Source organism: Nocardia sp. NPDC059236 (assembly GCF_042754085.1).
Classification (GTDB): Bacteria; Actinomycetota; Actinomycetes; order Mycobacteriales; family Mycobacteriaceae; genus Nocardia.
Map to the genome: position 1 here is coordinate 510,578 of NZ_JBHZAF010000003.1, position 25,946 is coordinate 536,523.

Annotated in this window: 29 protein-coding genes; 16 read left to right on the top strand and 13 right to left on the bottom strand. The window is 68.4% G+C overall.

All coding sequences use genetic code 11. The features are described from left to right. The first annotated feature begins 92 nt into the window (after positions 1–92). On the top strand, positions 93–320 hold the full coding sequence (locus tag ACFXIV_RS11300) for a hypothetical protein (protein WP_379390838.1): 228 nt from the start codon (positions 93–95) through the stop codon (positions 318–320). A 21-nt stretch (positions 321–341) separates the two neighbouring features. Here the strand turns inward: ACFXIV_RS11300 and menD are convergent, their stop codons facing one another. Further along, positions 342–1,976: a 2-succinyl-5-enolpyruvyl-6-hydroxy-3-cyclohexene-1-carboxylic-acid synthase gene (menD, locus tag ACFXIV_RS11305; protein ID WP_379399523.1), complete on the bottom strand. Its 1,635-nt coding sequence runs from the start codon at positions 1,974–1,976 to the stop codon at positions 342–344. A gap of 88 nt (positions 1,977–2,064) precedes the next feature. Here menD and ACFXIV_RS11310 point away from each other — a divergent pair, with 88 nt between their 5' ends. Then, positions 2,065–2,892 carry a siderophore-interacting protein gene (locus ACFXIV_RS11310; protein WP_379399524.1) on the top strand — a complete coding sequence of 276 codons (828 nt, stop codon included), beginning with the start codon at positions 2,065–2,067 and terminating at the stop codon, positions 2,890–2,892. 133 nt (positions 2,893–3,025) lie between these two features. On the opposite strand, the gene ACFXIV_RS11315 is transcribed toward ACFXIV_RS11310, so the two are convergent. Further along, positions 3,026–3,472 carry a DUF6918 family protein gene (locus ACFXIV_RS11315; protein WP_379390844.1) on the bottom strand — a complete coding sequence of 149 codons (447 nt, stop codon included), beginning with the start codon at positions 3,470–3,472 and terminating at the stop codon, positions 3,026–3,028. Between the two features lie 350 nt (positions 3,473–3,822). Between ACFXIV_RS11315 and ACFXIV_RS11320 the strand changes: the two genes are divergently transcribed. The 8 genes from ACFXIV_RS11320 (at position 3,823) to ACFXIV_RS11355 (ending at position 10,361) form a co-directional block, all read left to right on the top strand. After that, positions 3,823–4,716, top strand: coding sequence for a 1,4-dihydroxy-2-naphthoyl-CoA synthase (locus ACFXIV_RS11320; RefSeq protein WP_379399525.1), 894 nt, complete (start codon positions 3,823–3,825; stop codon positions 4,714–4,716). A 40-nt stretch (positions 4,717–4,756) separates the two neighbouring features. Continuing rightward, entirely contained in the window at positions 4,757–5,146 is a 390-nt protein-coding gene (locus tag ACFXIV_RS11325) for a VOC family protein (protein ID WP_354851412.1), read from the top strand. Between the two features lie 96 nt (positions 5,147–5,242). After that, positions 5,243–6,460, top strand: a complete 1,218-nt coding sequence (locus ACFXIV_RS11330; RefSeq protein WP_379399526.1) for an anion permease — start codon at positions 5,243–5,245, stop codon at positions 6,458–6,460. A 9-nt stretch (positions 6,461–6,469) separates the two neighbouring features. Continuing rightward, positions 6,470–6,739, top strand: coding sequence for a hypothetical protein (locus ACFXIV_RS11335; protein ID WP_379399527.1), 270 nt, complete (start codon positions 6,470–6,472; stop codon positions 6,737–6,739). A gap of 25 nt (positions 6,740–6,764) precedes the next feature. Next, positions 6,765–7,124, top strand: coding sequence for a DUF3349 domain-containing protein (locus tag ACFXIV_RS11340; protein ID WP_379399528.1), 360 nt, complete (start codon positions 6,765–6,767; stop codon positions 7,122–7,124). 109 nt (positions 7,125–7,233) lie between these two features. Beyond that, on the top strand, positions 7,234–8,370 hold the full coding sequence (menE, locus tag ACFXIV_RS11345) for an o-succinylbenzoate--CoA ligase (protein WP_379399602.1): 1,137 nt from the start codon (positions 7,234–7,236) through the stop codon (positions 8,368–8,370). A gap of 144 nt (positions 8,371–8,514) precedes the next feature. Then, complete coding sequence (locus tag ACFXIV_RS11350) at positions 8,515–9,525, top strand: ATP-binding cassette domain-containing protein (protein WP_379399529.1); 1,011 nt, start codon at positions 8,515–8,517, stop codon at positions 9,523–9,525. Continuing rightward, positions 9,522–10,361, top strand: a complete 840-nt coding sequence (locus ACFXIV_RS11355; RefSeq protein WP_364620085.1) for an ABC transporter permease — start codon at positions 9,522–9,524, stop codon at positions 10,359–10,361. Before ACFXIV_RS11350 ends, ACFXIV_RS11355 begins: the two co-directional genes overlap by 4 nt. Before the next feature lie 40 nt (positions 10,362–10,401). On the opposite strand, the gene ACFXIV_RS11360 is transcribed toward ACFXIV_RS11355, so the two are convergent. Beyond that, positions 10,402–14,016, bottom strand: coding sequence for a BTAD domain-containing putative transcriptional regulator (locus ACFXIV_RS11360; RefSeq protein WP_379399530.1), 3,615 nt, complete (start codon positions 14,014–14,016; stop codon positions 10,402–10,404). 161 nt (positions 14,017–14,177) lie between these two features. On the opposite strand from ACFXIV_RS11360, the gene ACFXIV_RS11365 reads away from it, so the two are divergent. Together ACFXIV_RS11365 and ACFXIV_RS11370 are read left to right on the top strand one after the other, a co-directional pair. Next, positions 14,178–14,633 carry an SRPBCC family protein gene (locus ACFXIV_RS11365; RefSeq protein WP_379399531.1) on the top strand — a complete coding sequence of 152 codons (456 nt, stop codon included), beginning with the start codon at positions 14,178–14,180 and terminating at the stop codon, positions 14,631–14,633. Positions 14,634–14,705: 72 nt separating this feature from the next. Further along, on the top strand, positions 14,706–15,575 hold the full coding sequence (locus ACFXIV_RS11370; protein ID WP_354851434.1) for a 1,4-dihydroxy-2-naphthoate polyprenyltransferase: 870 nt from the start codon (positions 14,706–14,708) through the stop codon (positions 15,573–15,575). Between the two features lie 17 nt (positions 15,576–15,592). Here ACFXIV_RS11370 and ACFXIV_RS11375 read toward each other — a convergent pair whose 3' ends face one another. From ACFXIV_RS11375 to ACFXIV_RS11385, 3 genes are all read right to left on the bottom strand, one after another. Beyond that, positions 15,593–15,973: a phage holin family protein gene (locus tag ACFXIV_RS11375; RefSeq protein ID WP_379399532.1), complete on the bottom strand. Its 381-nt coding sequence runs from the start codon at positions 15,971–15,973 to the stop codon at positions 15,593–15,595. A 70-nt stretch (positions 15,974–16,043) separates the two neighbouring features. Beyond that, positions 16,044–16,634 (bottom strand): Clp protease N-terminal domain-containing protein, encoded by a 591-nt coding sequence (locus tag ACFXIV_RS11380; RefSeq protein ID WP_379399533.1) that lies wholly within the window; start codon positions 16,632–16,634, stop codon positions 16,044–16,046. Further along, the gene (locus ACFXIV_RS11385; RefSeq protein ID WP_040813561.1) at positions 16,634–16,855 is read right to left on the bottom strand and encodes a hypothetical protein; all 222 of its coding nucleotides are present in this window, start codon (positions 16,853–16,855) and stop codon (positions 16,634–16,636) included. Before ACFXIV_RS11385 ends, ACFXIV_RS11380 begins: the two co-directional genes overlap by 1 nt. Before the next feature lie 341 nt (positions 16,856–17,196). Here ACFXIV_RS11385 and ACFXIV_RS11390 point away from each other — a divergent pair, with 341 nt between their 5' ends. Then, positions 17,197–18,081, top strand: a complete 885-nt coding sequence (locus ACFXIV_RS11390; protein WP_379399534.1) for a helix-turn-helix domain-containing protein — start codon at positions 17,197–17,199, stop codon at positions 18,079–18,081. 38 nt (positions 18,082–18,119) lie between these two features. Here ACFXIV_RS11390 and ACFXIV_RS11395 read toward each other — a convergent pair whose 3' ends face one another. Together ACFXIV_RS11395 and ACFXIV_RS11400 are read right to left on the bottom strand one after the other, a co-directional pair. Further along, the gene (locus ACFXIV_RS11395; RefSeq protein ID WP_379399535.1) at positions 18,120–19,205 is read right to left on the bottom strand and encodes a PLP-dependent cysteine synthase family protein; all 1,086 of its coding nucleotides are present in this window, start codon (positions 19,203–19,205) and stop codon (positions 18,120–18,122) included. Next, on the bottom strand, positions 19,202–19,513 hold the full coding sequence (locus ACFXIV_RS11400; RefSeq protein ID WP_354851448.1) for a DUF4229 domain-containing protein: 312 nt from the start codon (positions 19,511–19,513) through the stop codon (positions 19,202–19,204). The genes ACFXIV_RS11395 and ACFXIV_RS11400 overlap by 4 nt, the downstream gene beginning before the upstream one ends. Positions 19,514–19,764: 251 nt before the next feature. On the opposite strand from ACFXIV_RS11400, the gene ACFXIV_RS11405 reads away from it, so the two are divergent. Together ACFXIV_RS11405 and ACFXIV_RS11410 are read left to right on the top strand one after the other, a co-directional pair. Beyond that, the gene (locus ACFXIV_RS11405; protein ID WP_051152909.1) at positions 19,765–19,998 is read left to right on the top strand and encodes a BldC family transcriptional regulator; all 234 of its coding nucleotides are present in this window, start codon (positions 19,765–19,767) and stop codon (positions 19,996–19,998) included. A 69-nt stretch (positions 19,999–20,067) separates the two neighbouring features. Beyond that, the gene (locus ACFXIV_RS11410; RefSeq protein WP_040862127.1) at positions 20,068–20,256 is read left to right on the top strand and encodes a hypothetical protein; all 189 of its coding nucleotides are present in this window, start codon (positions 20,068–20,070) and stop codon (positions 20,254–20,256) included. Between the two features lie 92 nt (positions 20,257–20,348). Here ACFXIV_RS11410 and ACFXIV_RS11415 read toward each other — a convergent pair whose 3' ends face one another. After that, the gene (locus ACFXIV_RS11415; RefSeq protein WP_379399536.1) at positions 20,349–20,675 is read right to left on the bottom strand and encodes a Dabb family protein; all 327 of its coding nucleotides are present in this window, start codon (positions 20,673–20,675) and stop codon (positions 20,349–20,351) included. Between the two features lie 141 nt (positions 20,676–20,816). After that, positions 20,817–21,395 (bottom strand): TetR/AcrR family transcriptional regulator, encoded by a 579-nt coding sequence (locus ACFXIV_RS11420; RefSeq protein ID WP_379399537.1) that lies wholly within the window; start codon positions 21,393–21,395, stop codon positions 20,817–20,819. Positions 21,396–21,486: 91 nt separating this feature from the next. On the opposite strand from ACFXIV_RS11420, the gene ACFXIV_RS11425 reads away from it, so the two are divergent. After that, on the top strand, positions 21,487–21,909 hold the full coding sequence (locus tag ACFXIV_RS11425) for a hypothetical protein (protein WP_379399538.1): 423 nt from the start codon (positions 21,487–21,489) through the stop codon (positions 21,907–21,909). A gap of 61 nt (positions 21,910–21,970) precedes the next feature. Here the strand turns inward: ACFXIV_RS11425 and ACFXIV_RS11430 are convergent, their stop codons facing one another. The 3 genes from ACFXIV_RS11430 to ACFXIV_RS11440 all read right to left on the bottom strand — a co-directional run bounded on the left by ACFXIV_RS11430 (position 21,971) and on the right by ACFXIV_RS11440 (position 25,946). After that, on the bottom strand, positions 21,971–23,161 hold the full coding sequence (locus ACFXIV_RS11430) for a Rieske 2Fe-2S domain-containing protein (protein WP_379399539.1): 1,191 nt from the start codon (positions 23,159–23,161) through the stop codon (positions 21,971–21,973). Positions 23,162–23,337: 176 nt separating this feature from the next. After that, positions 23,338–24,327, bottom strand: a complete 990-nt coding sequence (ccsB, locus tag ACFXIV_RS11435) for a c-type cytochrome biogenesis protein CcsB (protein WP_379399540.1) — start codon at positions 24,325–24,327, stop codon at positions 23,338–23,340. Continuing rightward, positions 24,327–25,946: a cytochrome c biogenesis protein ResB gene (locus tag ACFXIV_RS11440; RefSeq protein WP_379399541.1), complete on the bottom strand. Its 1,620-nt coding sequence runs from the start codon at positions 25,944–25,946 to the stop codon at positions 24,327–24,329. Before ACFXIV_RS11440 ends, ccsB begins: the two co-directional genes overlap by 1 nt.

Here is a 25,946-nt window from a genome sequence, read left to right on the forward strand (position 1 = left end):
GGATGAAGACGGGTTGCCGAGCTGGTGAAACGGGAGCATTCTCGAAGTGCCCGACTGCACGGCCCGCCCACCCCGGCAGAGAGGAGCAAGCGATGATCGATCGCATCGACGCAGTGCCCGAGGCCGACTATGTAGAGCAGAGCACCCCCGCCAATCCGCTGGACGAGGTGAACCCCGAGACGCTCGAATCGGACTCCGAGATCACATCGCTGCCCGCCGGAGACAGTGGCTGGACCGCCTCCGAGGGGGATCTGGTCGAGCAGGCGATCCCCGTTCCCATGGACGACGACTACGAATCGGACGCCGGCACCGAGTACTGACCGGCGGCGTTCGCGCCCAGGCTAATTCGACACGCCTGCCCGCATGGTGGCGTGCAGCTCCCGTAGGCTCGACCGCTCGGTCGCGACCTCGAGTACCCGAATGCCGTGTGCGCTGCTGGTCAGCTCGATGGCCAGCTGCCCGGGATCGACCTGGCGGTGCGGAACGCGGTAGGCGGCGCACAGCGCGGCCAGATCCATGCCGTGGGGGGTGCCGAAGACCCGCTCGAACACGCCCGCGTACTGCGGATCGCCCTGCTCGAGCAATTCGAAGATGCCGCCGCCGTCGTCATTGGCGACCACGATGGTGAGGTCCTGCGGTCGCGGCTCGCCCGTGCCGATGAGCAGGCCGGACGCGTCGTGCAGGAAGGTCAGGTCGCCCATGAGCGCGACGGTGCGGCCCGGATGGGTGAGGGCCGCGCCGACCGCCGCCGAGACGGTGCCGTCGATGCCGGCCACGCCGCGGTTGGACAGCACCCGCACGCCGGGCCGCGGCTCGGAGACCAGCGCGGCGTCACGCACCGGGTTCGAGGCGCCGAGCAGCAGCTGGTCGCCGTCGTGCAGGGCGTCCATCACCACGGACGCGACATGCAAACCGGTCGGCTTCGGGTGTCCGGCCAGCTTCGCGCGCACCACGGTGACGGCCTTCTCGTTCAGATCCCGGCACAGCTCCAGCCACTCCGGCCGCGGCGCGCCATGGGTGACCGCGCGGGTACCGGTGCCCACCACATTGCCGGACACATCGGGCCAGCGCGGGCCGGTGGTCAGCGCGTACACCGTGATCTCCGGGTCCGACAGCACCCGCGACACCTGCCGGTGCAGGGTGGGCCGGCCGGTGATGATCGCCTGCCGGGGCTGCAGCAGCGGCAGCGCCAGCGGATGCAGCGCCGGGCCGTGCATGGGCGCGGTGGGTTCGGCGACCGTGGGCAGGGCCGCGAGTTCGGGGCGATGGCCCGCGCCGTGACCGGAGATGACCACGGTGTCCGGGGTCAGGTCGATATCCAGGGGGACGTCGAGGGTCGCGTATTGCGTTGCGGTCCAGGGCTCTTCGTCTATCCGTCCCGGGGGCAGCAGATCACCGGCGGCCAGGTCCGGCACCAGCGGTTCGCGCAGCGGAATGTCGAAGTGCACCGGCCCGGCATTGCCGGAGCGGGAGCCGCGGGCGGCGGCCAGCACGCGGCAGACCGCGGAGCGCCACACGCTGTTCTGCTTCGAGTACAGATCGTCGCCGGGCTCGGACTCGGCCAGCCCCAGGCTGATGGCGGCGCGCACCTGGCTGCCGAAGAGACCGAACTGCTCGACGGTCTGGTTCGCCCCGGTGCCGAGCATCTCGTACGGGCGGTTGGCGCTCAGCACGATCAGCGGGATGCGGGCGTAGTTCGCTTCGAGGACGGCCGGGCCCAGATTGGCCACGGCGGTGCCGGAGGTCATGACGACGGGCACCGGGCGACCGCTGGCGGCGGCCAGGCCGACGGCCAGGAAGCCCGCGGAACGCTCGTCGATGCGCATGTGCAGCCGGATCCGCCCGGCCCGGTCGGCCGCCTGCAACGCGAAAGCCAGCGGCGCATTTCGCGAGCCGGGGCACAGGACGACATCCCGCACTCCGCCGCGCGCGAGCTCGTCGACGACGACGTGCGCCTGGGCTGTCGAAGGATTCACACCTCCAGCCTCTCAGACAGCCGCCCGCCCCGCTCCGTCGGCCCGCTCACACCTGTGTTATTAAGTTAGGGTTTGCTAACCTAAGCCAATGGCGAAGCGCAGCAAGCATGTCAAGCCCGAGCACCGCGAGATCCTCACCGCGGAGGTCCTGGCCAGCAAACGGATCAGCCCCCATTTCGTCCGCGTCACCCTCAGCGGCCCGGGCCTGGCCGGATTCACCGCCATGGGCTACGACCAGTGGTTCCGGCTGTTCATGCCCGGACGCGACGGCAACCTGCGGCTACCCACCTCCGCGAGCAACCTCGGCTGGTTCGCGCAGTACCTGATGATGGGCAAGGAACACCGTCCGCTGGCGCGCAACTACACGGTGCGGGATTACCGAGCGGCCGGTTTCGGGGAGTTCGGCATCACGGCCGAGATCGACATCGATTTCGTCTCACACGGTGACGACAGCCCCGCCTCCGCGTGGGCCAACAGCGCCACACCCGGCTGCCAGGTCGGACTGCTGGACGAGGGCATCACCTATCAGGCTCCCGACCACAGTGATTGGACACTGCTGGTGGGTGACGAGAGCGCGCTGCCCGGCATCGCGGGCGTGCTGCGGTCGCTGCCACGGGACGCCAGGGGCGCGGCGTATCTCGAGCTTCCGTCCGCCGAGGACCGGCAGGAACTGGGCGAACCCGAAGGCGTGCAGGTGAACTGGCTGGTCCGCACGGATCCGCACGCTGAGATCGGCGCACTGGCGGCGGAGGCCGTGCGCGGAGCGGACCTGCCCGGCGCGGGCGTCTACGCCTTCGTCGCGGGTGAGCAGAAGCTGGCCGCGGGAGTGCGGCGGCATCTGGCGCAGGAGCGCGAAATCGCCAAGGCGGACATCACTTTCACCGGCTACTGGCGGGTGGGCAAGTCCCAGGGCTGAACCGGCTCACGGAGCCGGAAAAAGGCGAGTGCCCCCGAACCACCTCGGCGGGCATTCGCTGTCCACGGGCGGCAGCACCGCGGACCGTTGACTGTTCGCGGCCCCTCGCCGGGCCGCGAACCGGTCGGCCTAATTAACCAGCGTGCTTCTGCACCAGGTCACCCAGGCGCGGAAGGGCCTCGGCGACATGCTTCTTCGCCGACGAACGCATGGAGTTGTAGACCTTGGTCAGCGCCGGGCGCGACGACGCCTCGGCCCGCGCGTCGGTCACCGACAGCAGCGCGTCGGCCACCTCGTCCTGCTTGGAGACCAGCAGATCGGCGAACGACCCGGCGCCACCGTTCTTGTACTCCGCCCAGAACGGCTCCAGCTGCTCGACGAACTTGGGCGCGAAGGACTCCAGCGCGTCACTCACGATCGAGGGGCTGACCTTCTTGATCGCGGCGTAGCCGCCCTTGACGACCAGGCCCGACGCGCCGCCCTTGTCCGACACCTCCTCGTCCAGAACCTTCTCCGCGTCGGCGATGAAGGCCGGACGCTTGGCGTCATCGAGCAGGGATTCAGACAGTGCTGCAACCACTTTCAGGTTCCTCCGGATAGTTTTTCGATGAACGAGCGCACGCAACTATACGCACCGGTGTCCCCGCACACACGATGCCAATGCGCTGCTACTGCCTCAGCAGCAACAGCACTGTAAGCCCTCCGCAATCGATTGGCAGCGTTTCACTTTCGGTTACCGATCGGTCGGAGTTCTCTCCGTACCAATAGCAAGCGTCCGATCGAGCCCCGGGCAACCCCGCCCGCTAACAATCAGCGCGCTTGTCGGATGGCCGAATTCCGCTGCCGGTAATCCGGAGCGACGCGCAGAACATGGCGCCGAACTGCGGTGGGTCTGCACCCGCCGGGAACCGGAACAGTATGTTCACTCCCGTGACCTTCAATGCGACGCTGTGGCGGCCCGTCCCGGGATTCGAGAACCTCACCGACATCACGTACCACCGGCACATCGAGCAGGGCACGGTCCGGATCGCCTTCGATCGCCCCGAGGTACGCAATGCCTTCCGCCCGCACACCGTCGACGAGCTGTACCGCGCGCTCGATCACGCCCGGATGAGCCCCGACGTCGGTGCGGTCCTGCTCACCGGGAACGGCCCCAGCCCCAAGGACGGCGGCTGGGCCTTCTGTTCCGGCGGCGACCAGCGCATCCGCGGGCGCAGCGGCTACCAGTACGCCTCCGGCGACACCGCCGACACCGTGGATGCGGCGCGTGCGGGGCGACTGCACATCCTCGAGGTGCAGCGGCTCATCCGCTTCATGCCCAAGGTGGTCATCGCGCTGGTCAACGGGTGGGCGGCCGGTGGCGGGCACAGCCTGCACGTCACCTGCGACCTGACCCTGGCCTCGCGCGAGCACGCGCGGTTCAAGCAGACCGACGCCGATGTGGGCAGCTTCGATGCCGGGTACGGCAGCGCCTATCTGGCGAAGATGGTGGGCCAGAAGTTCGCTCGCGAGATCTTCTTCCTGGGGCGGCCCTACACCGCGGCGGAGATGCATCAGATGGGTGCGGTCAACGCGGTCGTGGACCACGAGCAGCTCGAGGACGTCGCGCTGGAATGGACCGCCGACATCCTCGGCAAGTCGCCGCAGGCGATTCGAATGCTGAAGTACGCCTTCAATCTCACCGACGACGGACTGGTCGGCCAGCAACTGTTCGCCGGTGAAGCGACCCGCCTGGCCTACATGACCGACGAAGCGGTCGAGGGCCGCGACGCCTTCCTCGAGAAGCGCGAACCGGACTGGAAGCCCTACCCCTGGTACTTCTGAACCCGGACCGCAGCAAACGGCAAGCTGTCATGCTGCACTCATGGAGATACTGAGCAGTCGGGTAATCCTGCGACCGCGCGACTACGAGCGGACGGTCGAGTTCTATCGCGACGCGCTGGAACTGGCCATTGCCCGCGAGTATCCGGGTGGGACGGTCTTTTTCGCGGGGCAGTCACTGATCGAGGTGGCCGGCCACGGGCGCGCGGACGATGCTCCGAGCGGGTTCGCCGGCGCCATCTGGCTACAGGTCCGCGACTGCGACGACGCCGCCGCGGAACTCGCGCTGCGCGGGGTCATCATCGACCGCGCGCCCGAGCGCGAACCGTGGGGTCTGATCGAGATGTGGATCCGCGATCCCGAGGGGACGCCGCTGGTGCTCGTCGAGGTGCCGGCGAATCACCCGCTCCGGCGCGACACCCGGGGCGACTGAGCGCGCCGGACCGCCCCTTAGCACGGCGGTAACTGTGAAATGCGTCCGGGGGCACCGGTTAACGGAGCGTAAAGAGCATGACGCAAACTGATCGGTGTGTCTGCCGAACTGCTCGTTCTGCTGATCGTTGTTTGCACAGCCTTGGCATTCGACTTCACAAACGGATTTCACGACACCGCGAACGCGATGGCCACCTCCATCGCCACCGGTGCCCTCGCCCCGCGTACCGCCGTACTCCTGTCCGGAGCACTGAATCTGGTCGGTGCGTTCCTCAGCGTCGCCGTCGCCGCCACGGTCGCCGAGGGCATTGTCGACCTGTCGGAGGTGAGCGGCCGCGCCCTGCTGGACATCGTCTTCGCCGGACTGGTCGGCGGCATTCTGTGGAATCTGTTCACCTGGTTGTTGGGTTTGCCGTCGAGTTCCTCGCACGCGCTGTTCGGTGGTCTCATCGGCTCGACCATCGCAGCGCTGGGCCTGCACGGGGTGATCTGGACGGCGGGCAGCAAGGGTGTGCTCGCCAAGATCATCGTCCCGGCCCTGCTCTCCCCGATCGTGGCGGCGCTGGTGGCCTCCATCGCCTCCTGGGTGGTGTACCGGATCACCCGGGACAGCAACGAGCGGACCGTGACCCGCGGCTTCCGCTGGGGACAGATCGGCACCGCCTCCCTGGTCTCGCTGGCGCACGGCACCAATGACGCGCAGAAGACCATGGGCATCATCTTCCTGGCGCTCATCGCGCACGGCTCGGCCAAGGCCAGCGATCCGCTGCCGCTGTGGGTCATCGTGTCCTGCGCCATCGCCATGGCCGCCGGCACCTGCCTCGGCGGCTGGCGCATCATCCGCACCCTGGGCAAGGGCCTGGTCGACATCGTGCCGCCGCAGGGCTTCGCCGCCGAATCCACCAGTGCGGCGATCATTCTCACCTCGGCCCACTTCGGCCTGCCGCTGTCCACCACCCAGGTGGTGACCGGATCCATCCTCGGTTCCGGCATCGGACGCCCAGGCGCGGAGGTGCGCTGGGGCGTGCTCGGCCGCATGGTGGTGGCCTGGGTGCTGACCCTGCCGCTGGCCGGCGTGGCGGGCGCGATCTGCTGGGCCATCCTGCACGGCATCGGCGGCACGGCCGGCGTGCTGGTGGTGCTGGCGCTGCTGATCGCCATGGCCGCGTTCATCTGGCTCCGGTCCAAGCGCGCGGTGGTCAACTCGCACAACGTCACCGAGGAGTGGGGTGGCGCGGCGGACCCGGCCACCTCGAACGGTCGCAGTGCAAACTCCGCTGCTTCCCGCAATGACGACACCGTCGGAATCGGCTAGGAGACCGCGATGCACACCCTGCTGCACAACCTCTCCGACCTGTGGCGAGTCATGCTGGCCGCCTTGATCTTCGGGGCCGGGCTGCCGACCGTGTTCGCCGTCGGCATCCGCTTCCGCTCCCAGGTCGACGACGGTGCGACCGGAGCCACCCGGACCGCCGCGCTGGCCGCGTCCCTGCTCTGCTTCGCGGTGGTCATGATCGCGGTGGTCTCCGGTGTGCTCTTCATCGCACGCGGCTTCCTGGCCTCCCGACTCGGAATTCACCTGCTCGGCGCGTGACGCCGCCTCATCGAAAGGCACGCTCGTGAGCACCCCCGAACAAACGAACCAGGCGGCCGCCGAGCCGGCCCGCACCCCACCGCGCCAGAACGTGCTGCAGAAGGTGCTGGACTGGCTGAAAGCCGGATACCCGCAGGGCATTCCGCAGTCCGACTATGTGGCGCTGCTCGCGGTCCTGCACCGGCGGCTCACCGACTACGAGGTGCACCTGGTGGTGGAGGAGCTGATCCGCGAGCGGGTGGCCGCCTCCGATATCGAGCGCGCCGACATCGAGGCGGCGATCGCCCGAGTTGCCAAGGAGCAGCCCGGCGAGGACGATATCGCTCGGGTGGCCTCCAGGCTCGCAGCCGGTGGATGGCCGCCGGCGACACCGACGTCCGACTGACCGCACGAGACCCTGCAGCATCGACATCCGGCCGCCGACCCCGGCGCGCGCCGCCACCCCACGGAATGACACGATCGCGAACGTGAGCAATACCCTCCGAATCCTCCCCATGCCCACCGGCGCAGCGGTGGGCGATGTATTGCCGCATCTGCGAGAAGCCTTGGAGGGCAACGGCCCGGCCTGGCTTCCGGTTCCCACCACCGACCGCCGCGAGACCCAGCGCCTGAGCGGCAGCCTGCGCCCCGGCGAGGAGATCGACGACGACGTGGCCCTGGTGGTCACCACCTCCGGCACCACCGGAAATCCCAAGGGCGCCATGCTCACCGCGGCCAATCTGCGGGCCAGCGGCGACGCCACCCACGAGCGCCTGGGCGGCCCCGGACAGTGGCTGCTGGCCCTGCCGACACACCACATCGCGGGCATCCAGGTGCTGCTGCGCAGCATCCTGGCCGGGACCGAGCCCACCGTGCTGGACGTCTCCGGCGGCTTCCTGCCCGAGGCCCTGGTCGGCGCGATCGCGAGCATGCGCGGTCCGCGCCGCTACACCTCGCTGGTCCCCACCCAGCTGATCAAGGCCCTCGACGAGCCGGCCGCCACCGCGGCGCTGGCCGACCTGGACGGCGTGCTGGTCGGCGGCGCGGCCACCCCGAAGCCGGTGCTGGACCGGGCCCGCGCGGCGGGCATCAAGGTGTTCCGCACCTACGGCATGAGCGAGACCTGCGGCGGCTGTGTGTACGAGGGAGTACCGCTGACGGGCACCCGGGTACGCATCGAGGACGGGCGGGTGCTGCTCGGCGGCGAGACCATCGCCAAGGGCTACCGCAATATCCCCGACCACCCCGCCTTCGCCGAACCCGGCTGGTTCCGGACCGAGGACGCCGGCCACCTCGACAATGGCGTGCTGACCATCACCGGCCGCCTCGACGAGGCCATCATGACCGGTGGCCTGCTGGTCATCCCCCAGGTCGTCGAGGCCGTCCTCATCACCCACCCGGCCGTCTCCGAGTGCGTGGTGCTGGGCCTGCCCGACGACCGCCTCGGCCAGCGTGTGGCCGCCGCCATCGTTCCCGCCCCGGGCGCCACCGCGCCGAGCCTCGACGAACTGCGCGACCACGTGATCGCCGAACTCGACGCCATCGCCGCGCCGCGCGAACTGGCCGTGCTGGACGAACTTCCGCTGCGGGGCCCGGGCAAACCCGACCGCGCCAAACTGCGACAGCTGCTGCTGGCGGATTCCACGCACTGAACGCAGCGGCCCGGTCCGCGTGCACCACGCCGATGGCCGCTTGCGCCGAAGTGATGGCCGCTTGCGCCGAGGTGCTCACCTCTTGCGCGGGGCACGCAATCGCCGTGCAAGGGGGGTGCAAGGCAAGCCCCGCAGGGTGTAGCCATGACTTCTTACACACCTGCTGAGACTCTCGCCATCGAGGCGGACGGCTTGGTCAAGGTCTTCGGGGAGCAGCGGGCCGTCGACGGCGTGAGTCTCGCGGTGCCGCGGGGTGCCGTCTACGGCGTGCTGGGACCCAACGGGGCCGGCAAGACCACGACCATCCGCATGCTCGCGACCCTGCTCCGCCCGGACGGCGGCAGCGCCCGCATCTTCGGCCGCGACGTGGTCGCCGAGCCCACGGCGGTGCGGTCGCTGATCGGCGTCACCGGCCAGTACGCGTCCGTCGACGAAAAGCTCACGGCCACCGAGAATCTGGTGATCTTCTCGCGACTGCTGGGCCTGTCGAAGACCGAGTCGCGGCGCAAGTCGGCCGAGCTGCTCGAGGAATTCGGCCTGACCGAGGCCGCCGACAAGGCGCTGGAGAACTTCTCCGGCGGCATGCGGCGCCGCCTGGATCTGGCCGCCAGCCTGATCGCGCGGCCGCCGCTGCTGTTCCTGGACGAGCCGACCACCGGCCTGGACCCGCGCACCCGCGCCCAGATGTGGGACACCATCCGGCGGCTGGTGAGCGAGGGCTCGACCGTGCTGCTCACCACCCAGTACCTGGACGAGGCCGACCAGCTGGCCGACCGGATCGCGGTCATCGACCACGGCAAGGTCATCGCCGACGGCACTTCCGACGAACTCAAATCCTCGGTCGGGCTGTCCGCGCTGCAGCTGACGCTGACCGACCGCGACCGCATCGAAGCGGCCCGGATCGTGGTCGGCGAGGTCCTCTCCCGCGCGGCGGGCCGGATCGTCGAGGCCACCATCAGCCCGGAGGCCGGCCGTATCACCGCGCCCCTGCCCGACCCCAGCATCACCACCGACATCCTGATCCGGTTGCGCGAGAACGACATCCGGATCGACGAGATCAATGTCGCCAAGCCGAGCCTGGACGAAGTGTTCTTCGCACTCACCGGGCACGCCGCCGAGAACGACACCGACGACACCGAACGGAGCGCGGCATGACCACGACTCTCTCCGCCCCCGCCGGGCGGCACGCGGCCACGGTCGCACCGATTCCCGAAGTGAGCAACCATATTCCGTTCCGGCAGACCGTGGCGAACTCGTTCACCATGGCCTACCGCGGACTGCTGAAGATCAAGCACAATCCCGAACAGCTCTTCGACGTCACCGTCCAGCCCATCCTGTTCACGGCGCTCTTCGCCGGGATCTTCGGCGGGGCCATGGCGGGCAGCGTGAGCGCCTACCTGCCGACGCTGATCCCCGGCCTGCTGGTGCAGACGGTGGTGCTGACCTCGGTGGTCACCGGCACCCAGCTGCGCGAGGACATGGACAAGGGCGTCTTCGACCGCTTCAAATCCCTTCCCATCGCCCGCATTTCGGCGCTGTCGGGGGCGCTGCTCGCGGACATGGTCCGCTACGGCCTGGCCACGGTGCTGACAGTGGTCATGGGCATGATCCTCGGCTACCGCCCGCACGGCGGGTTCGTGGCCGTGGTGGTCGCCGGGCTGCTGGTGGTGTTCTGCTCCTTCGCGATCAGCTGGATCTGGGCGCTGATCGGCATCACCGGTAAGAGCGCGCCCGCGGTGCAGGGCATCTCGATGATGATCATGTTCCCGCTGACCTTCATGTCCGGTGCGTTCGCCCAGGTGTCCACCATGCCGGGCTGGCTGCAGGGCCTCAACAAGGCCAACCCGATCTACTACATGGTCAATGCGGCCCGAGAACTGATGAACAGCAATGTCTACAGCTCGAACGTGGCGTACTCGATCATCGGCTCCATCGTCGTGATCGCGATCTTCGCCCCGCTCGCGGTGAAGGCGTACATGCGCCGCGCCTGACGCGGCCGCTAGCCCCGCGGTTGGGACGCCCGTCCACAGGTCACCGGTGGGCGGGCGTTTCGCGTTGGGTGCCGCCGATCGCCCTCAGGTGAATCATGATCCGCTCGGCGGCCGTGCGACGCCCCAGTCCCGCAACCGAATTCAGCGCGGCGGCGATCCGCTCCTCCCCCACCGCGGCGCGGTGCAGGTCCAGGTGTCGCTGCCACTGCATCGACGGGTAGTCCTGGCGGCCGAACACCTTCGGCGTCAGGAGGATCAGGTCCAGACCGCGCTCGACGTGCTGCCCGGTGGCGAGCAGATAGGTGCCGATCGCACAGCTCATCGAGCCGATCTGCGGTAGATCCCAGAACTGGCCGCCGATCACGCGGACCGCGACATCGGCGAGTTCCACCGCGGTCCGGTGCACCTGCTCGACGCGGCCGGACAGCACGTGAGCATCGATGACGGCGGATACGAAGATCAGGGTCGCCGGTCCCGGCATTCCGACATTGTGCGGCCAGTCCATCAGCGCGGGCACCTGCCGGAAGCGACGCAGCCCGGTGTCGATATCCCCTTCGGCGAGTTCGATTTCCGCCAGTGCGGCCCCGACGGCGGCGATCCGATGGTTGGGCTTGGTCACCGGTGTGTCGAGGGGCGGGTCGCCGACCACCCCGAGGGCCGGTTCGAGGGCCTGCCGGGCCGCCGCGGGCTGCCCGGTGCCCGCCAGCGAGATGGCCAGCAGGCCGCGGACCTCCACGGCTTCGTCCCAGGCCCGCAGTTCCTCGAGCAGTTCGACGGCCCGCCGGTAATACCCGACCGCCTCGGTGTAGCGCGCCGACTGGCCGTGCATGCTGCCGAGGTGCTGCGTGGTCATGGCGGTGCCCCAGGTGTCCCGGTCACCGCTGATGCCCATGGCGATCTCGGCGTCCTTGATCGAGCGGTACGCCATGCCGTTGTTCTCGCACAGGTTCGCCCGCAGCAGCAGGGCCGCGAGCCGGATCTGTTCATCCGGCGACCGCACGCCCGCGCTCAATCTCCGGGCCAGCTGGGTGGTGGTGCGGGACCGGGTGATCAGTTCGCCGAGATACCGCGCGACCGGGCTCATCGGCGCGCCCGACGCCAGAATGCGCCGGATCGTGGTCCGCACCCGCCCCACCGCGCGCAGGTCGGAGGCGCCGAACATGAGGTGCATGGCGAGCATCAACTGGCCATGGATGTAGAGGTCGGTCTCCGCCGCGACCGTCGGAAAGGTCGTGGGCGGCAACGCGATGACGCGCGGCGACCAGCTGATCAGTTCGGCGTGCGCGCCGCGCAACACCCAGATTCCGGCCAGGGTCGGGAACACCGTGTGCACGGTGTCGGGATCGCGCCGCTCCAGCGCGTAGCGCAGCACGGCGATCAGGTTGTCCATGTCCGCGCCCAGGGCCAGGACCGCCGACACCTGTTCGGTGGTGTCGTACCGCTGTGCGGTGCCGACCGCGAAATCCCTGGCCCACTTCGACATTCGGTCCATGACCAGGCCGGCTTCGCCGGTGGAGGCCAGCTGCTCCTCACCGAACTCGCGGACGGTCTCCAGCATCCGATAGCGGGTGCCGCCCGCCTCATCCTCGAGCACCGTCAGCAGCGACTGGCTCACCAGACCATCGACGGCCATGGCGGGATCATCGATCTCCGGCCCGGCCAGCAGACATTCGGCGGCGGCCAGCGTGAATCCGGCGGGAAATCGGCACAGTCGGCGCAGCGCCACCCGCTGTGGCTCGTCGAGCAGGTTCCAGCTCCACTCGATCACCGCGTGCAATGTGCGATGCCGCTGCGGAGAACTGCGATCTCCGCTGCGCAGCAGGGCGAATCGATGGTCGAGGCGGGATTCGATCTCCTCGACGCTCATGGTGCGCACCCGCGCCGCCGCCAGTTCGATGGCCAGCGGCAGTCCGTCGAGGTTGCGGCAGAGCCGGGCCACCACCTCCGGATCCAGCCGCACCGACGGGCGCACCGCGCGGGCCCGCGCCTCGAACAGGTCGGTGGCCGGCGACCCGGCGGCGTCGATGGTCAACGGCGGCAACGGATACACCGCCTCGGCCGTGATCTCCAGCGGTGCGCGGCTGGTGGTGAGCACGGTCAGCTGATCGCTCACCCCGACCAGATCGGCGACCACCTCGGCCACCGGTTCTATGAGGTGTTCGCAGTTGTCGAGGATCAGCAGTACCGGGCGCGCCCCGAGGGCCTCCCGCAGTTTCTGCCGGATATCGCGGCCCCGCACCTGCCGCAGCACGTTCGTCTCCCACACGACATCGGCCACGCCGAGGGTGGTCGCGATGGCGACCTCGATCTCGTCGCGGGTTTCGGCCGCACCGTCGGATTCCGAACGCAGCGAGGCCAATTCCACCAGCATCACCGCGGTCTCGTGCGCTATCCGCGCACCCAGTTCGTTGGCGATCCGGGTCTTCCCGGTCCCGCCCGGTCCGAGCACGGTGACCACCCGCGAGGACCGCAGGATCTCCTCCAGCGCTGCCAGATCGGCCTCCCGGCCCAGCAGCGGATTCGGCGCGGCACGCAGTCCGATCGCGTTCTCGCCCGCCAGTTCTCGCGCCTCGGCCGCCCGGGTGGATCCCGCAGCACGGCCCACTGTGCGCGCGTGACCGGACGAACGGCCATCGATCGACGCCACCTGTCCGATCGCCGCGGAACCGTCACTGCCGAAGCCGATCCCACCGGCCACGCCGGGCACCACGGACAGTCTGTGCCCGGCGGCGCCGGCGGGCCCATCCGGCCGGACGCCGCTGTCGGCCGAGGGCGCGAAGGCGCTCGGCCGGACCACCCCGGATTCGGGCGCTGTCACCGAATATCCTTGCGCGCCAGCAGCACTGCCGATCGATGCCACCGGTTCACCGCGCAGGATCGCGGTATTCAGAGCGACCAGCGCCGGGCCCGGGTCGGCGCCGAGCTGGTCGACCAGCCGGGTACGCAGGGTGGCGAAGACGTCGAGGGCCTCGGTGGTGCGGCCCGCCGCGGCGAGCAGGCGCATGAGGGTGCCGTGGGCGGGCTCGTCCAGCGGGTCGGCGACCACGGCCTGCTGGGCCAGTTCGATGGCGGCGGGCAGGTCACCGACGGCTTCGCGGGCGGTCAGCTCCAGCGCGTCCAGCGCGCGGCGGCGGGTGGCCGCCAGGGTGGCGAGTTCCTCGGCGACGGGACCGGGCGGCAGGTCGGCGGCGGGTTCGCCGCGCCAGAGCGCGCGGGCCGCGGCCACCAGGTCCAGGCAGGCGAGGCCGTCGCCGGCGATATGGGCTTGGCGGGCTTGCCTTTCCAGCTGCTGGGCCAGCGACAGATCGACCTGCTCGGGTGCCAGGACCAGACGGTATCCGGCGGGACCGATTTCGAGCGCGCCCTCCGGCAGCGCCGAGCGCAGTCGCGAGACCTGGGTGTGCAGTGCGTTCATGGGCGCGCGCGGCGGGTCCTCGCCCCAGACCTCGTCGATGAGCGCCTGCGCGCTGCGACTGCGGCCGGGGTGCACGGCCAGTGCCGCCACCAGCAGCCGGGCCCGCGCACCGGGTACGGCGGTCAGCGCACCGTCGCGGCGCAGTGCGATCTCGCCCAGCAGGGCCACCAGGGTCGAGTCGCCCACGTTCGCCACCCGCGCGCTTCCCGTGCTGCTCGAACTGCCGTTGTGCGAATTCATTCCTTGCCAATCGTAGGTGAGCGGGCGGGCGGTCGCCGGATGCGCACGGCCGGTGCCGGGCCGTCACACGGGACCCGTGCTTACCCGACGCGCCGGGCCCGGCTCAACCGGTTTATCGACGGCGAGGCCCATTCGGGGTCGGCAGCGCTTACCCTCATGCCATGGCCGAATTCGACATTCGCCGGGAAACGGTCATCAAGGCCGATCCCGCACAGGTCCAGGCACTCGTCGACGACTTCCACCAGTGGCGCAAGTGGTCGCCGTGGGAGGACACCGATCCCGCCATGGAGCGCGTCTACAGCGGTGCCGATCGCGGCATCGGCGCCCGCTACTTCTGGAGCGGCAACCGCAAGGCCGGCCGCGGTGATATGGAGATCACCTCCGCCACCTCCGACGCCATCGGCATCAGGCTGCACTTCGAGAAGCCGTTCAAAGCGACCAACCAGGTCACCTTCGAATTCCGCCCGCAGGGCGACACCACCGCGGTGACCTGGCGCATGACCGGCACACAGAACGGCCCGATGGCCATCATCGGCAAGCTGTTCCCGATGGATCGCCTGGTCGGCAAGGACTTCGAGAAGGGGCTGGCCCAGCTCAAGGCCGCGGCCGAAAGCTGACCGGCGCCGGCGCCGGCATCCCCGGACACTCGGGCGGGCGCGGCCGCCGACTCTCGCACTAGGCTGCCAAGCATGGCTACAGCAGCACAGTGGATCGAGGGCGCTCGGCCGCGCACCCTCCCGAATGCCATCGCCCCGGTTCTGGCGGGCACGGGGGCGGCCGCCTCGATCGACGGGTTCGTGTGGTGGAAAGCGATACTGTGCCTGCTCCTTTCGGTGGCGCTGATCATCGGCGTCAACTACGCCAACGACTACTCCGACGGCATTCGCGGCACCGATGACGAGCGGGTCGGCCCGCTGCGGCTGGTCGGTTCCAAGCTGGCGGCTCCGGCCGCGGTGCGCAATGCCGCCATCGCCTGCCTCGCGGTCGGCGCGGTCATCGGCCTGGTGCTGGTGATCACCAGCGCCTGGTGGCTGCTGCTGGTGGGCGCGGCCTGCCTGGCGGGGGCGTGGTTCTACACCGGCGGCCGGAACCCGTACGGCTACAGCGGTTTCGGTGAGATCGCGGTGTTCGTGTTCTTCGGCCTGGTGGCGGTGCTGGGCACCGAATTCGTGCAGGCCGGGCGGGTGGACTGGGCGGGCCTGGTGTGCGCGGTGTCCGTCGGCGCGTTCTCCAGCGCGGTGCTGGTCACCAACAACCTGCGCGACATTCCCACCGATACCGAATCGGGCAAGCTCACCCTGGCGGTGCGGCTGGGCGACGCGCACACCCGCACCCTGCACATGGTGCTGATCCTGATCCCGTTCCTCGCACTCGCACTGCTGGTCTGGCGCAGCCCGTGGACCCTGGCCGCGCTGGTCGCGCTGCCGCTGGCGGTCCGCGCCAACGAGCCGGTGCGGACCGGCAAGAACGGTCCGGGATTGATTCCCGCCCTTGCCGGTACCGGTCAGGCGATGCTGGTCTGGTCGGCCGTGGTGGCCGTGGCGCTGGCCGTCGTCTGATCGACGGCCGGCCGGTCTCAGTCCTCGTCCGGGACCAGGACGCCGAGTACCCAGTTCACCAGCGAGATGATGACGCCGCCGAGCACGGCGGCCCAGAAGCCGTCCACGCGCAGGCCGTAATCCGTAGTGCCGGTGATCTTCGCGGTCAGCCACAGCATGAGCGCGTTGATCACCAGCAGGAACAGGCCCAGCGAGACCACGATGAAGGGGAACGAGAGCACCTTCACGATCGGTTTCACCAGCGTGTTCACCAGGGCGAACACCACCGTGATGGCCGCGATCACCAGGATCTTGCTCTGGGTGGTGTCCTCGGGGGTCTTGATCTCGATGCCGTTCACCCAGGCGGCGGCCAGCCAGATGGCCACCCCGTTGATCAGCAGACGTATCAGTAGCGTCATGCCCCGATCGTAGGGCGAGATCAACTCGCGGGCCGGACATCCGGGTAGGGCGGTCGCTACGCGGGCCGGATCAGGCCGCGCGGTCGAGATAGCCGGACACCGCGTCACGCAGGACGCGCATCGCCTCGTCGTCGCCGAGCAGGCGGCGGGTGACGGCATTGGGCGCGCGCAGCACGGCCAGCATCATGTGCCCGGCCTCGATGCGATTGTCCTTGCGCGACAACGCCTCACGCAGGGACAGCTCGATGACCTTCTTGGAGTCCTTGGTGAAGGGAATGTGGCCGCGCGGGCCGCCTTCCGCGCCCCAGTACTTGCCCCAGCGCGATTGCTCGGCGGGCACGGCCGCCTGATCGAGGGCGTTCTCGCCGAAGGTGGCCTCCAGGCTCTCGCGCACGGCGTCGAGGTCGATGCCGATGGAACGCAGAGCGGCCGCGTCCTCCGCACCGAGCGGCTCGCCGGTCCGCTTGCGGGCCACCGCGTCTCGCACGCCTTCGGCGGTGAGGCCGTGTGCCGCAAGGATTTCCCGCAGACCATGGTCTTGGCTGACGAGCAGACCCAGCAGCATGTGCTCGACCTCGATGGTCGACGAGCACAGGTCGCGAGCCTCCTCCTGGGCCATGACGACCGCGTATCTGGCTGCCTTGTCGAATCGTTCGAACATCAGCGGATACCGCCCTTCCGGTTGTACTTCTGGTGGACCGCCTGCCGGCTGACCTCGAGCGCGTCCGCGATGGCCTGCCAGGACCAGCCCTGCTTGCGGGCATTGCCGACCTGAATGGCCTCGAGCCGCTCGAGCAACCGACGCAGTGCCAGCACCGCGCGGAGCCCGACCTGGGGGTCGGGGCTGCCGGCGGCGGCCGCCAGAGTCGTTGCTTCACTCATGAGTGTCAATTTACGTTGACACTCGCCGCGCGTCAACGAAAATTGACACCAATCGGAAAGGTGTTCGCCGTCAGCTGACATCACGTGACGGCCGGGAACGGGGATCCCGAGAACGGAACCAGTTCGGTCCCACGGAATGAACGGCGCGCAGTCGCGCAACAGGCCGAAAGCCGCAGGCCCCCAGGCGTAGACGACCCCGCCCCGCACTTCTGATTTGTTGTTGCTTCAAACTATTGGAGCAGAACGGAAGGCCGCACCGCCCACACCCCGGGACCGTGCGGGTATCCGTCGGCAACCGCGCGTGTACCTGACGGCCATACGAGTAAGGTCTGCCTAAGTAAATGGATGGAGTTCCCACGTTCGGCGAATACATTCGCCAGCGCCGCACCACCGCGAATCTCACGCGTCCCCAACTGGCCTGGCCGGCCAACCTCTCGGTCCCCTACCTGACCAAGATCGAGGGCGGGGCCACTCCGTCCCGGCGCGTCATCGAATCCCTCTGCAGCGCACTGAAACTGCCGCCGGCCGAATTCGAGTATGCCCTGGCGCTGGCCGAGGGGCCGCTGCCGCGCCTCGAGGCCGACCACCCCACCCCCGCCGACCAGGAGTACCTGGATCTGCTCAACCCCGCCATCGGCGCGTACATCACCGAGCTCTGGGACATCGTCGCGGCCAATGCCGCACACCAGGAGTACTTTCCGGAACTCGTCCCCGGGATGAACTACCTGGAATGGCTGATCTTCAATCCGATCTCGCGCACCGTCATGGTGAACTGGGATACCGAAGTGCGAATGGCAGCCGGTCGGTTTCGTATGCAGCTGGCCCGCAGCGATGAAGACGAGCGCGGCCGCCAGATCCTCGAGAAGTGCCTCACCGATACGGACTTCACACTGCTGTGGCGCTCCGACACGATCGCCGTCGAGCGCACCGATCTCACCAAGCTGGTGCGCGAGCCGCGCACGCTGGCCATCACCGAGTTGCGCATCAATATGTGGCGCACCCAATCGAGCCTGCAATCGTGGCTCCTGGTGCTCGGCACCACGGTCGATCGACCGACCGCGGTGACCCGTCCGGTGGTCCGGCAACGCCCCGAAACGTCAAGGCCTATTAACGCCCCTGGAGGCCCTGCTACCCCGTCGAGACGCGCGAAAAACGCTGCGCCCGCTAACGATCCGAACCCAACCAAACCACTTCGGCAAATAAGTAGCAATCTTTCCGATGGGTGATCAACCGATATCAGCCGACCCGTCGTGCCGTGCGAAAACTATCCCGACCAAGTACCGGTGGCGATGAATTCGGTCAGCACCGCGGTGGGCTCGGTCAAGCTCAGCCCCTGGTCGGCAACCCATTCGTCATTGAAATAGGTTCCGGCATAACGGTCTCCGCCATCACAGAGCAACGTCACCACACTGCCGGTACGGTTCTCGGCGATCATGTCGGCAATCAGGGCAAAGGCCCCCCACAGATTGGTGCCCGTGGACCCGCCCACGCGCCGGCCCAGCACCGCGCTCGCGTGCCTGGCGGTCGCCACCGAGGCCGCGTCGGGCACCTCGATCATGCAGTCCACCACGCTCGGCACGAACGACGGCTCCACCCGCGGCCGCCCGATGCCCTCGATCCGGGACGGCATTCCGGTCTGATAGTCCAGGTCGTCGACCTCGTAGCCGCCGTAGAAGGCCGAGTTCTCCGGATCCACCACGGCCAGCCGGGTCGCGTGCCGCTTGTAGCGCAGGTAGCGGCCGATGGTCGCGCTGGTACCGCCGGTCCCCGCGCCCACCACGACCCACTCCGGCACCGGGTGTGCCTCCAGGGTCATCTGCTGGAAGATGGATTCGGCGATGTTGTTGTTACCTCGCCAGTCGGTGGCCCGCTCGGCATTGGTGAACTGGTCCATATAGTGGCCGCCGGTCTCGTCCGCCAGACGCGCTGCCTCCGTATAGATGTCGGGCGCGCGTTCGACCAGGTGACAGCGACCGCCCTGGGCCTCGATGAGCGCCAGCTTCTCCGGCGAGGTCCTGGCCGGGACCACGGCCACGAAGTCCAGGCCCAGCATCCTGGCGAAATACGCCTCGCTGATGGCCGTCGACCCCGAGGAAGCCTCCACCACGGTGGTGCCCTCGGTCACCCAGCCGTTGCAGATGGCGTACAGGAACAGCGATCTCGCCAGGCGGTGTTTGAGACTGCCGGTCGGATGGGTGGATTCGTCCTTCAGATAGAGCTGGACGCCCCACTCCGGCGGCAGGGGATAGCGCAGCAGATGGGTGTCCGCGCTGCGCTGGGTGTCGGCGTCGATGAGCCGGACCGCATTGTCGACCCACTCCCTGGGTGCGCTGCGATCGCAGCGTTTCACTGCTCGTCCTTGCCCTGCAGTCTCGACATCAGCTGGTCACGGTCCCGGCGGCGCTTGGCGTCCACCGCCGCGATGTCCTTGTTGACCTGGGTACGCAGCTTCTTGAACAGCAGCAGCGACAGCGGCATCGCGATGAGCAGCCCGAACAGCAGGGCCACGATGAGGGGGATGGCCACTTTCACCACGGCGGCGACGCCCATGATGATCGCGGTGATGACGGCGACCAGCCCGAGCCGGGCCACCGTGTAGATAGCCAAACTGCGTGCCAGGCGGCGGCCCGCACCTTCGGGCCGGGTTGCATCACTCACGCAGAACAGCCTAGGTGACGGCGGTTCGGGCGCCGCCGCGGCCCTCGCCCGGCCGGAAAATTAATCCGACCAGCCCGTATGTCGCTGGTAGTTCGCTGCATTAGAGCCAAAAGTGACCGTAAACACATAACGGATATCCGTTTTGTCTATTACTTCCCCTTTACCAAAGCGAGACCGTTCGAACACCCAGGGGGTCCAGTGCAACGATGTCGCTACTGATGAGGGATCTGTCGAAACGGAAAGGTTTGCGAATGACTGCGTTCACCGCGGCGAGCCGCGCATTGGGTTCCGTCAACGGCCAGGACACTCTGCTCACCCCAGGCCAGGTCGCTGCCCTGTTCCACGTCGATCCGAAGACCGTGACCCGCTGGGCTCACGCAGGTCGGCTCGGCTCCCTTCGGACTCCGGGCGGCCACCGCCGGTTCCGCGAATCAGAAGTTCTGCAACTCCTGCGGTCCCTCACCACCGAGGCCACCCGCGTGTAACACCTATTTCCCGCTTCAGGTGCCGCGGGTACGCACTCGGATTACCCTCGTTGTCAGGAGGTGAGCGACGTGACGTACCTGTTGGCACTCATCGCGGTCGTGGCCATTGCGATGCTGTGCTGGAAGGCTTTCGGACCCCAGCGATCGGCCGGCACCGGCCCAGCACCCACCCGGCGCAACCGCGTTATCGGTCCCGAAGATGATCCGGATTTCCTCGCCAAGCTCTCCCGGGAGCATCGTGACGGCGAATCCACCTGAATGACCGAAGCTCGCCAACCAGATAGCCATATAGACAGATGTGACCGTCCCCCGCGGATCCGCACCAGCGGACCCACGGGGGACGCGTCGTTTCACGCGAAGGCCACCTCGGGGATGGTGGCCATGAGCTCCTCCCATGCGGGATACATCTCGACCTTGCGCAGATGCAGCGCCTTGATCTTGTCGGACAGCTCCGGGTCCGGATCATCCGAAATATCCGGGCCGATCACCAGTTTCGCAAAATGCGGCGCGATCTCCGGATCCCCGGCCAGGTGCACCGGGTCGTGCAGATACCGCTCCAACGCGGCCAGATCCTCGATACCCACGCAGTAGGCATGCGTGAGGCCCTCGGCCGGATCCCCCAGGCTCTGCCCGACCGTCGCGAAACTCACCGACTCCACCGACGCGGTGCGACGCATGGCCGCGAGCACCTCACACAGGCCTGGGCGTAGCCGCGTCGCGCGAACACTGGAAGCGCGCTCGCGCCAGGGCAATCGGGCCGTCGCCGCGGCCGAACTCCAGGCCGTCGCCGACGCGGCCGTGGACACGTTCCTGCGCGCCTACCGCCCCTGAGCGCCCGGCGCGAACCGGTGGCGGACGAGATCCGTTGCGGCGCGCGCCATTCGATCGAAGGGCTCGATCTCGCCCGCGGCGCGGCAGAGCACGTGCGCGCCCTGCAGCAGGGTGAGCAGGGTGATCGCCAGGTCCGCGGCGGTGGCCGGGTCCGCGCCTGCGGCGGTCAGGCGCTCGGCGAGAGTGGTTGTCCAGGAATCGAATGCGGTGGCCGCCACGGTGCGCAGGTCGCCGCTGTCGGGGTCCACGGTGACGGCGGCGACGGCGCAGCCCGCGCCGTCGGCCGAGGCGGCCACTACCGGGCGGACCAGAGCGAGGAAGGACTCGACGAGAGTCACCGGATCGGGGGCCGGTAGCGCGGCCAGACGCTCGCGCACCTGATCGCCGTTGCGGGCGGCGGCCGTCGCCACCAATTCGGCCTTGCCGCCGGGGAAGTGGTGGTAGATCGCGCCGCGCGCGGCGCCGCTGGCGTCCAGGACCGCGGTGAAGGACATGCCCGCGACACCCTTCTTCTGCAGCGCGTCGATGGCCGCATCGATCATCCGATCCCGCGTGGTCGCCGCCATTCTTCCTCCCACCATTGACTAGTACGGCCATCCTAGTACACACTCGACTCGCTAGTACGTACGTACTAGCCCTTCGAGAACGGAGAGCCCAGTGCCCATCACCGTGACCGCACCGCGCGGCATCCTCACCGCCCGCGGCGAACGCGAGATCCTGCCCGCCCTCACCGCGGCCCTGGCCGAGGTCAGCGGCGGCGCCGGCAATGACTTCTTCACCGGAATCATCGGCGGCAGCGTGCACCTGCTGCCGCCGGAGGACATCTACGCGGGCGGCGAGAACCGGCCGATCGTCATGGTCGAACTCAAGCTGCCCAATATCGGCCTGCCCGACCCGACCGCCCGCGCGGCCTTCATCACCGCGGCCACCGACATCGTCGCGGGGCTCACCACCGCAGGCCATCGGCGCGAGGACATCTGGGTCAATATCCTCAATGCCCTCGACGGCGCCTGGGGTATCGGCGGCCGCGCCTACACCGGCGAGGCGCTGATCGCGGCGGTCACCGCGGCCGCCAACTGACGACGGTCCGGGTGGGCGCGCAGCACGCGCCCCACCCGGACCGTCCGGAACCCGATCCCCGTCAGTGACCGACGGCGTCCTCTTCCGCCTTGCGCCTGAGGTTTTCGGCGACCTCCGCCTGCCACGCCTCATTGGCCTTGGTGGTGTCGACCTCGAACTCGAAGCGCTGCACCGACTTCGGGTCGATGTCGGCGATGTCCACGTAGAACTGCTCGTACCAGCGACGCAGCTGGTAGACCGGCCCGTCCTCCTCGGTCAGCAGCGGATTCTCGATCTTGGACTTGTGCTTCCAGATCTCGACGTCCTGCAGGAAGCCCTCACCGATGCCGACGGTCATCTTCTTCGCGATCCGATCGGCCGAGGCATCGTCGACGCCCTGCGGCTTGCGCACCGACATGCCGTACTGCAGGACGAACGCGTCCTGCGAGATCGGGTAGTGGCAGTTGATCAGCACGGTCTCGAGCTCGAACCCGCTGTAGCTGTTGACCAGCGGATTGACCATGTAGGACGGCCCGAAGTACGAGGCCACCGACTTCAGCGTCGAGTTGCCGCCGTACTGCGTGGCCATGCCCTTGTCCGGGCGCGCCGTGGAGTCCAGGAACTGGGTGGCGACGTGGCCCTCGAAGACGTTCTTGAAGAACGTCGGATACGCGTAGTGGATGTAGAAGAAGTGGGCCATGTCCACGACGTTGTCGATGATCTCGCGGCAGTTGGAGCCCTCGATCACCATGGACTCCCAGGTCCACTCGGTCCAGCCGTCGGCGAGCCCCTCGGTGCCCTTACCCTCGGCATCGGTGTACGGGCCCTCGATGTAGGGGATCGTCACCTCGTCCGGCGGCGGGTTGCCCTCGTGGTCGTGCCACACGAAGAGCTGGCCGTTGCGCTCCAAGGTGATCCACGACCGCGTCCGCGCCAGCGGCGGCACCCGCCGCGCGTACGGAATCCCGGTGCACTTCCCATTGCCGCCCCAGCGCCAATCGTGGAACGGGCAGGCGATGGAATCACCTTTGATCTCACCCATGCTGAGGTCGCCGCCCAGGTGCCGGCAGTAGGAGTCGAGCGCGTGCAGCTCACCCTTACTGTCGGCGAAGACCACCAGCTTGGTCCCGAAGGCGGAGATCTGATGCGGCTTCCCGTCCCGGAACGACTTCGCGAGCCCGAGGCAATGCCATCCGCGTGCGTACCGCGTGGGCGCCTCGCCCACGTCGATCTCCCGCACCTTCCGAACCCGACCCTGCGGCGCCACTGCCATGACGAGCCCCTTCACTACTAAACACTAAAACTAGAACGTGTTCTAATCACGGTCGCTTAATACCGTACAGCCCCCGAGCACCGATCGGAAGTTCTCGGGAAAAGAAGAAGGCCCCGGCACTGAAACGTGCCGGGACCTTCCGAAACCCATTGGGCCAGTTCAGGAAGCCTGTCGGGTCAGTTCAGACCCGCGTACGAGTGCAGACCGCTGACCACGATATTGATGATGAAGAGGTTGAAGAGCATGGCCACGAAACCGGCGATGTTGATCCAGGCGGCCTTGGTGTCGCGCCAGCCGGAGGTGGCACGGGCGTGCAGGTAGGCGGCGTAGAGGACCCAGGCGATGAAGGAGCAGGTCTCCTTGGGGTCCCAGCCCCAGAAGCGGCCCCAGGCGGCCTCGGCCCAGATCGCGCCGAGGATGACGCCGGCGCCGAAGATCGGGAAGCCGATGATGGTGGTGCGGTAGGCGAGCCGGTCCAGCAGCTGGGCGTCGGGGAGGCGGCGGGCCAGCTGGCCGAAGATGGTGTCGGACTCCGCGCCCGCGGGCTGCCAGAGGCGGAACAGGAACAGCAGACTCGCGACGCCGGAGACCAGGAAGACGCCCGAGCCGATCGACACCACGGTGACGTGCACCGGCAGCCAGTAGGACTTGAGGGCCGGGACCACGGGGGCCGCGTCCACGTGCAGCTTGGTGCCCGCCAGGAACAGCAGGATCAGCACCGGCACCAGCAGGAACGACCACATGCCGCGATAGCGCTGGTCGCGCAGCAGGATCAGGCCGAGCAGCATGGCCGCGCCGGTGGCCATCGAGATGAACTCAAACATATTGCCCAGCGGGAAGCGGTGGGTCGCGAAGCCGCGCAGCACGATCGAGACCAGGTGCACGCCGAAGCCCACGAACAGCACCGCGAAGGCCATATTGCCCAGGCGCTCCGAGAAGGGGCGCTCGACCCCGCGCGGCTGCACCTTGCCGGGCACATTGGCGGGCGGCTCGTCGACGACGCCGGAACCGCCTCCGGCGATGACCAGCTGGCGGGCGGCGGCCGTCGGCACCGTGCGGGTGAGGGCGAACTGCCAGACCAGCATGATCCAGACCAGCGCGTAGATCACGATGGCCGACTTGAACGCGAGATCGCTGTAGGAGGCGATGTTCTCGTCGATCGGCATTACTTCTCTCCCGTCAGCAGCCGCTCACGCAGGCGGTCGAACTCGCCGCCCCACCCGGCCTGGTCGGTGCGGGCCAATCCGCCCATTTCTACTACGGTACGTCGTACCCCGTCGGTTTCGGTATCCGGGTACACCCGCAACCAGATGCGACGGCGCTTCACCAGCAGCGACACCAGCAGGCCCGCCATCATGGTCAGCGCCGACACCAGCACCCACTGCTGCGCCGGATCGTGCGAAACCTGCAGGTTCACAAACTCTTCCGCGCCGTCGAAGGTGACCTTGGTGCCGTCGGTCAGGGTCGCGGACTCACCCGGCTTCAGGTTCACCCGCTGTTCCTTCACCAGGCGGCCCTGCTTGATCATCTCCGGGTCGAGCGCGAACAGCGATTGCGCGCGGCCGGTGTCCAGGCCGGTATCACCCTGGTAGATGTCGATCGCCACCGCGGGATCCTTCATGGCCGGATACATGGAGGTCAGCAGCTGACCGTGCATGAGCGCGGTCGGCGCGAACAGGCCCTGGATCGCCACCTGATGCTTGCGGCGCTCCTCCTCGTTCGGATACATGCCGCCCGGCGGATCGATGCGCAGCACACCCGAGGACAGGAAGGTGGTGGCGTCGTCCGGCTTCCACTGGATGGCCTCGGTGCGGGTCTGGCCGTTCGGGAAGGTCACCGTGAACTTGGGCGCGAAACCGTGGCCCTGCAGGTAGACCCGGTCGCCGGCGACGCGCAGCGGATGGTTCACCTGGATGGTGGTGTCGCGCCAGGTGTCGGAGTTCAGATCCTTACCGGTCTGGTACTGGATGTTCGAGGTGAACATGGACGCCTGGCCGTTCTGCAGGTAGTCGGCCCGGAAGTCCTTGACCCGCACACACATCGGCGTCAGGCCGGTGCCGTCGTTCACATTGCCCGCGCGGAACGAGTCGAACACCGCGGGCGAGGTGGTGCAGAAACCCGGGCCGTCATTGGCGAGTACGACCACATTGCCCTCGTAGCCGAACAGCTTGCCGACCGCGATCGCCGCCAGCAGACCGACCAGCGCCAGGTGGAAGACCAGGTTTCCGAGCTCGCGGGTGTAACCCTTCTCCGCCGAGAGGGTCAGTTCCCCTGCGCGATCGCCGGGCTGCACGACCGTGCGCCAGCCGCGCATCTGACCGCGAGCCCGCTCGATCACCTGCTCCGGGGTGGCCGCGTCGGTCCCCGACCAGTGATGCGGCAGGCGAGACAGGTTGCGCGGCGCCTTGACCGGCGGTGTCCGCAGCGCACGGTAGTGGTCCACACAGCGCGGCAGGATGCAGCCCACCAGCGAAATGAACAGCAGCACATACACGGCCGTGAACCAGAAGCTGGAGAACACGTCGAACAGCTGCAGCCGGTCCATCCACGGGCCCAGGGTGGGCCGATTGCGGATGTAGTCGTCGACCTTGCCCGCGTTCAGACTGCGCTGTGGCAGCAGCGCACCCGGGATGGCGGCCAGGGCCAGCAGGAACAGCAGCATCAGCGCGGTGCGCATGCTGGTCAGTCCGCGCCAGGTATTGCGCAGGACGCCGAGTACGCGCCGCAGTGGCGACTGACGCGGCGGACGGACGGGGGCGCTGGGGGTTTCGATGGTGGCAGTCAT

What these genes read in the sequence shown, in the direction of transcription:
- ACFXIV_RS11405 (WP_051152909.1), top strand. Translation starts at nt 19,765, where the DNA reads ATGACTGCGTTCACCGCGGCGAGCCGCGCATTGGGTTCCGTCAACGGC.
- ACFXIV_RS11420 (WP_379399537.1), bottom strand. Translation starts at nt 21,395, where the DNA reads ATGGCGGCGACCACGCGGGATCGGATGATCGATGCGGCCATCGACGCG.
- ccsB (WP_379399540.1), bottom strand. Translation starts at nt 24,327, where the DNA reads ATGCCGATCGACGAGAACATCGCCTCCTACAGCGATCTCGCGTTCAAG.
- ACFXIV_RS11375 (WP_379399532.1), bottom strand. Translation starts at nt 15,973, where the DNA reads ATGACGCTACTGATACGTCTGCTGATCAACGGGGTGGCCATCTGGCTG.
- ACFXIV_RS11335 (WP_379399527.1), top strand. Translation starts at nt 6,470, where the DNA reads ATGCACACCCTGCTGCACAACCTCTCCGACCTGTGGCGAGTCATGCTG.
- ACFXIV_RS11365 (WP_379399531.1), top strand. Translation starts at nt 14,178, where the DNA reads ATGGCCGAATTCGACATTCGCCGGGAAACGGTCATCAAGGCCGATCCC.
- ACFXIV_RS11325 (WP_354851412.1), top strand. Translation starts at nt 4,757, where the DNA reads ATGGAGATACTGAGCAGTCGGGTAATCCTGCGACCGCGCGACTACGAG.
- menE (WP_379399602.1), top strand. Translation starts at nt 7,234, where the DNA reads ATGCCCACCGGCGCAGCGGTGGGCGATGTATTGCCGCATCTGCGAGAA.
- ACFXIV_RS11390 (WP_379399534.1), top strand. Translation starts at nt 17,197, where the DNA reads ATGGATGGAGTTCCCACGTTCGGCGAATACATTCGCCAGCGCCGCACC.
- ACFXIV_RS11350 (WP_379399529.1), top strand. Translation starts at nt 8,515, where the DNA reads ATGACTTCTTACACACCTGCTGAGACTCTCGCCATCGAGGCGGACGGC.
- ACFXIV_RS11300 (WP_379390838.1), top strand. Translation starts at nt 93, where the DNA reads ATGATCGATCGCATCGACGCAGTGCCCGAGGCCGACTATGTAGAGCAG.
- ACFXIV_RS11430 (WP_379399539.1), bottom strand. Translation starts at nt 23,161, where the DNA reads ATGGCAGTGGCGCCGCAGGGTCGGGTTCGGAAGGTGCGGGAGATCGAC.
- ACFXIV_RS11370 (WP_354851434.1), top strand. Translation starts at nt 14,706, where the DNA reads ATGGCTACAGCAGCACAGTGGATCGAGGGCGCTCGGCCGCGCACCCTC.
- ACFXIV_RS11310 (WP_379399524.1), top strand. Translation starts at nt 2,065, where the DNA reads ATGGCGAAGCGCAGCAAGCATGTCAAGCCCGAGCACCGCGAGATCCTC.
- ACFXIV_RS11415 (WP_379399536.1), bottom strand. Translation starts at nt 20,675, where the DNA reads ATGCGTCGCACCGCGTCGGTGGAGTCGGTGAGTTTCGCGACGGTCGGG.
- ACFXIV_RS11360 (WP_379399530.1), bottom strand. Translation starts at nt 14,016, where the DNA reads ATGAATTCGCACAACGGCAGTTCGAGCAGCACGGGAAGCGCGCGGGTG.
- ACFXIV_RS11440 (WP_379399541.1), bottom strand. Translation starts at nt 25,946, where the DNA reads ATGACTGCCACCATCGAAACCCCCAGCGCCCCCGTCCGTCCGCCGCGT.
- ACFXIV_RS11380 (WP_379399533.1), bottom strand. Translation starts at nt 16,634, where the DNA reads ATGTTCGAACGATTCGACAAGGCAGCCAGATACGCGGTCGTCATGGCC.
- ACFXIV_RS11355 (WP_364620085.1), top strand. Translation starts at nt 9,522, where the DNA reads ATGACCACGACTCTCTCCGCCCCCGCCGGGCGGCACGCGGCCACGGTC.
- ACFXIV_RS11385 (WP_040813561.1), bottom strand. Translation starts at nt 16,855, where the DNA reads ATGAGTGAAGCAACGACTCTGGCGGCCGCCGCCGGCAGCCCCGACCCC.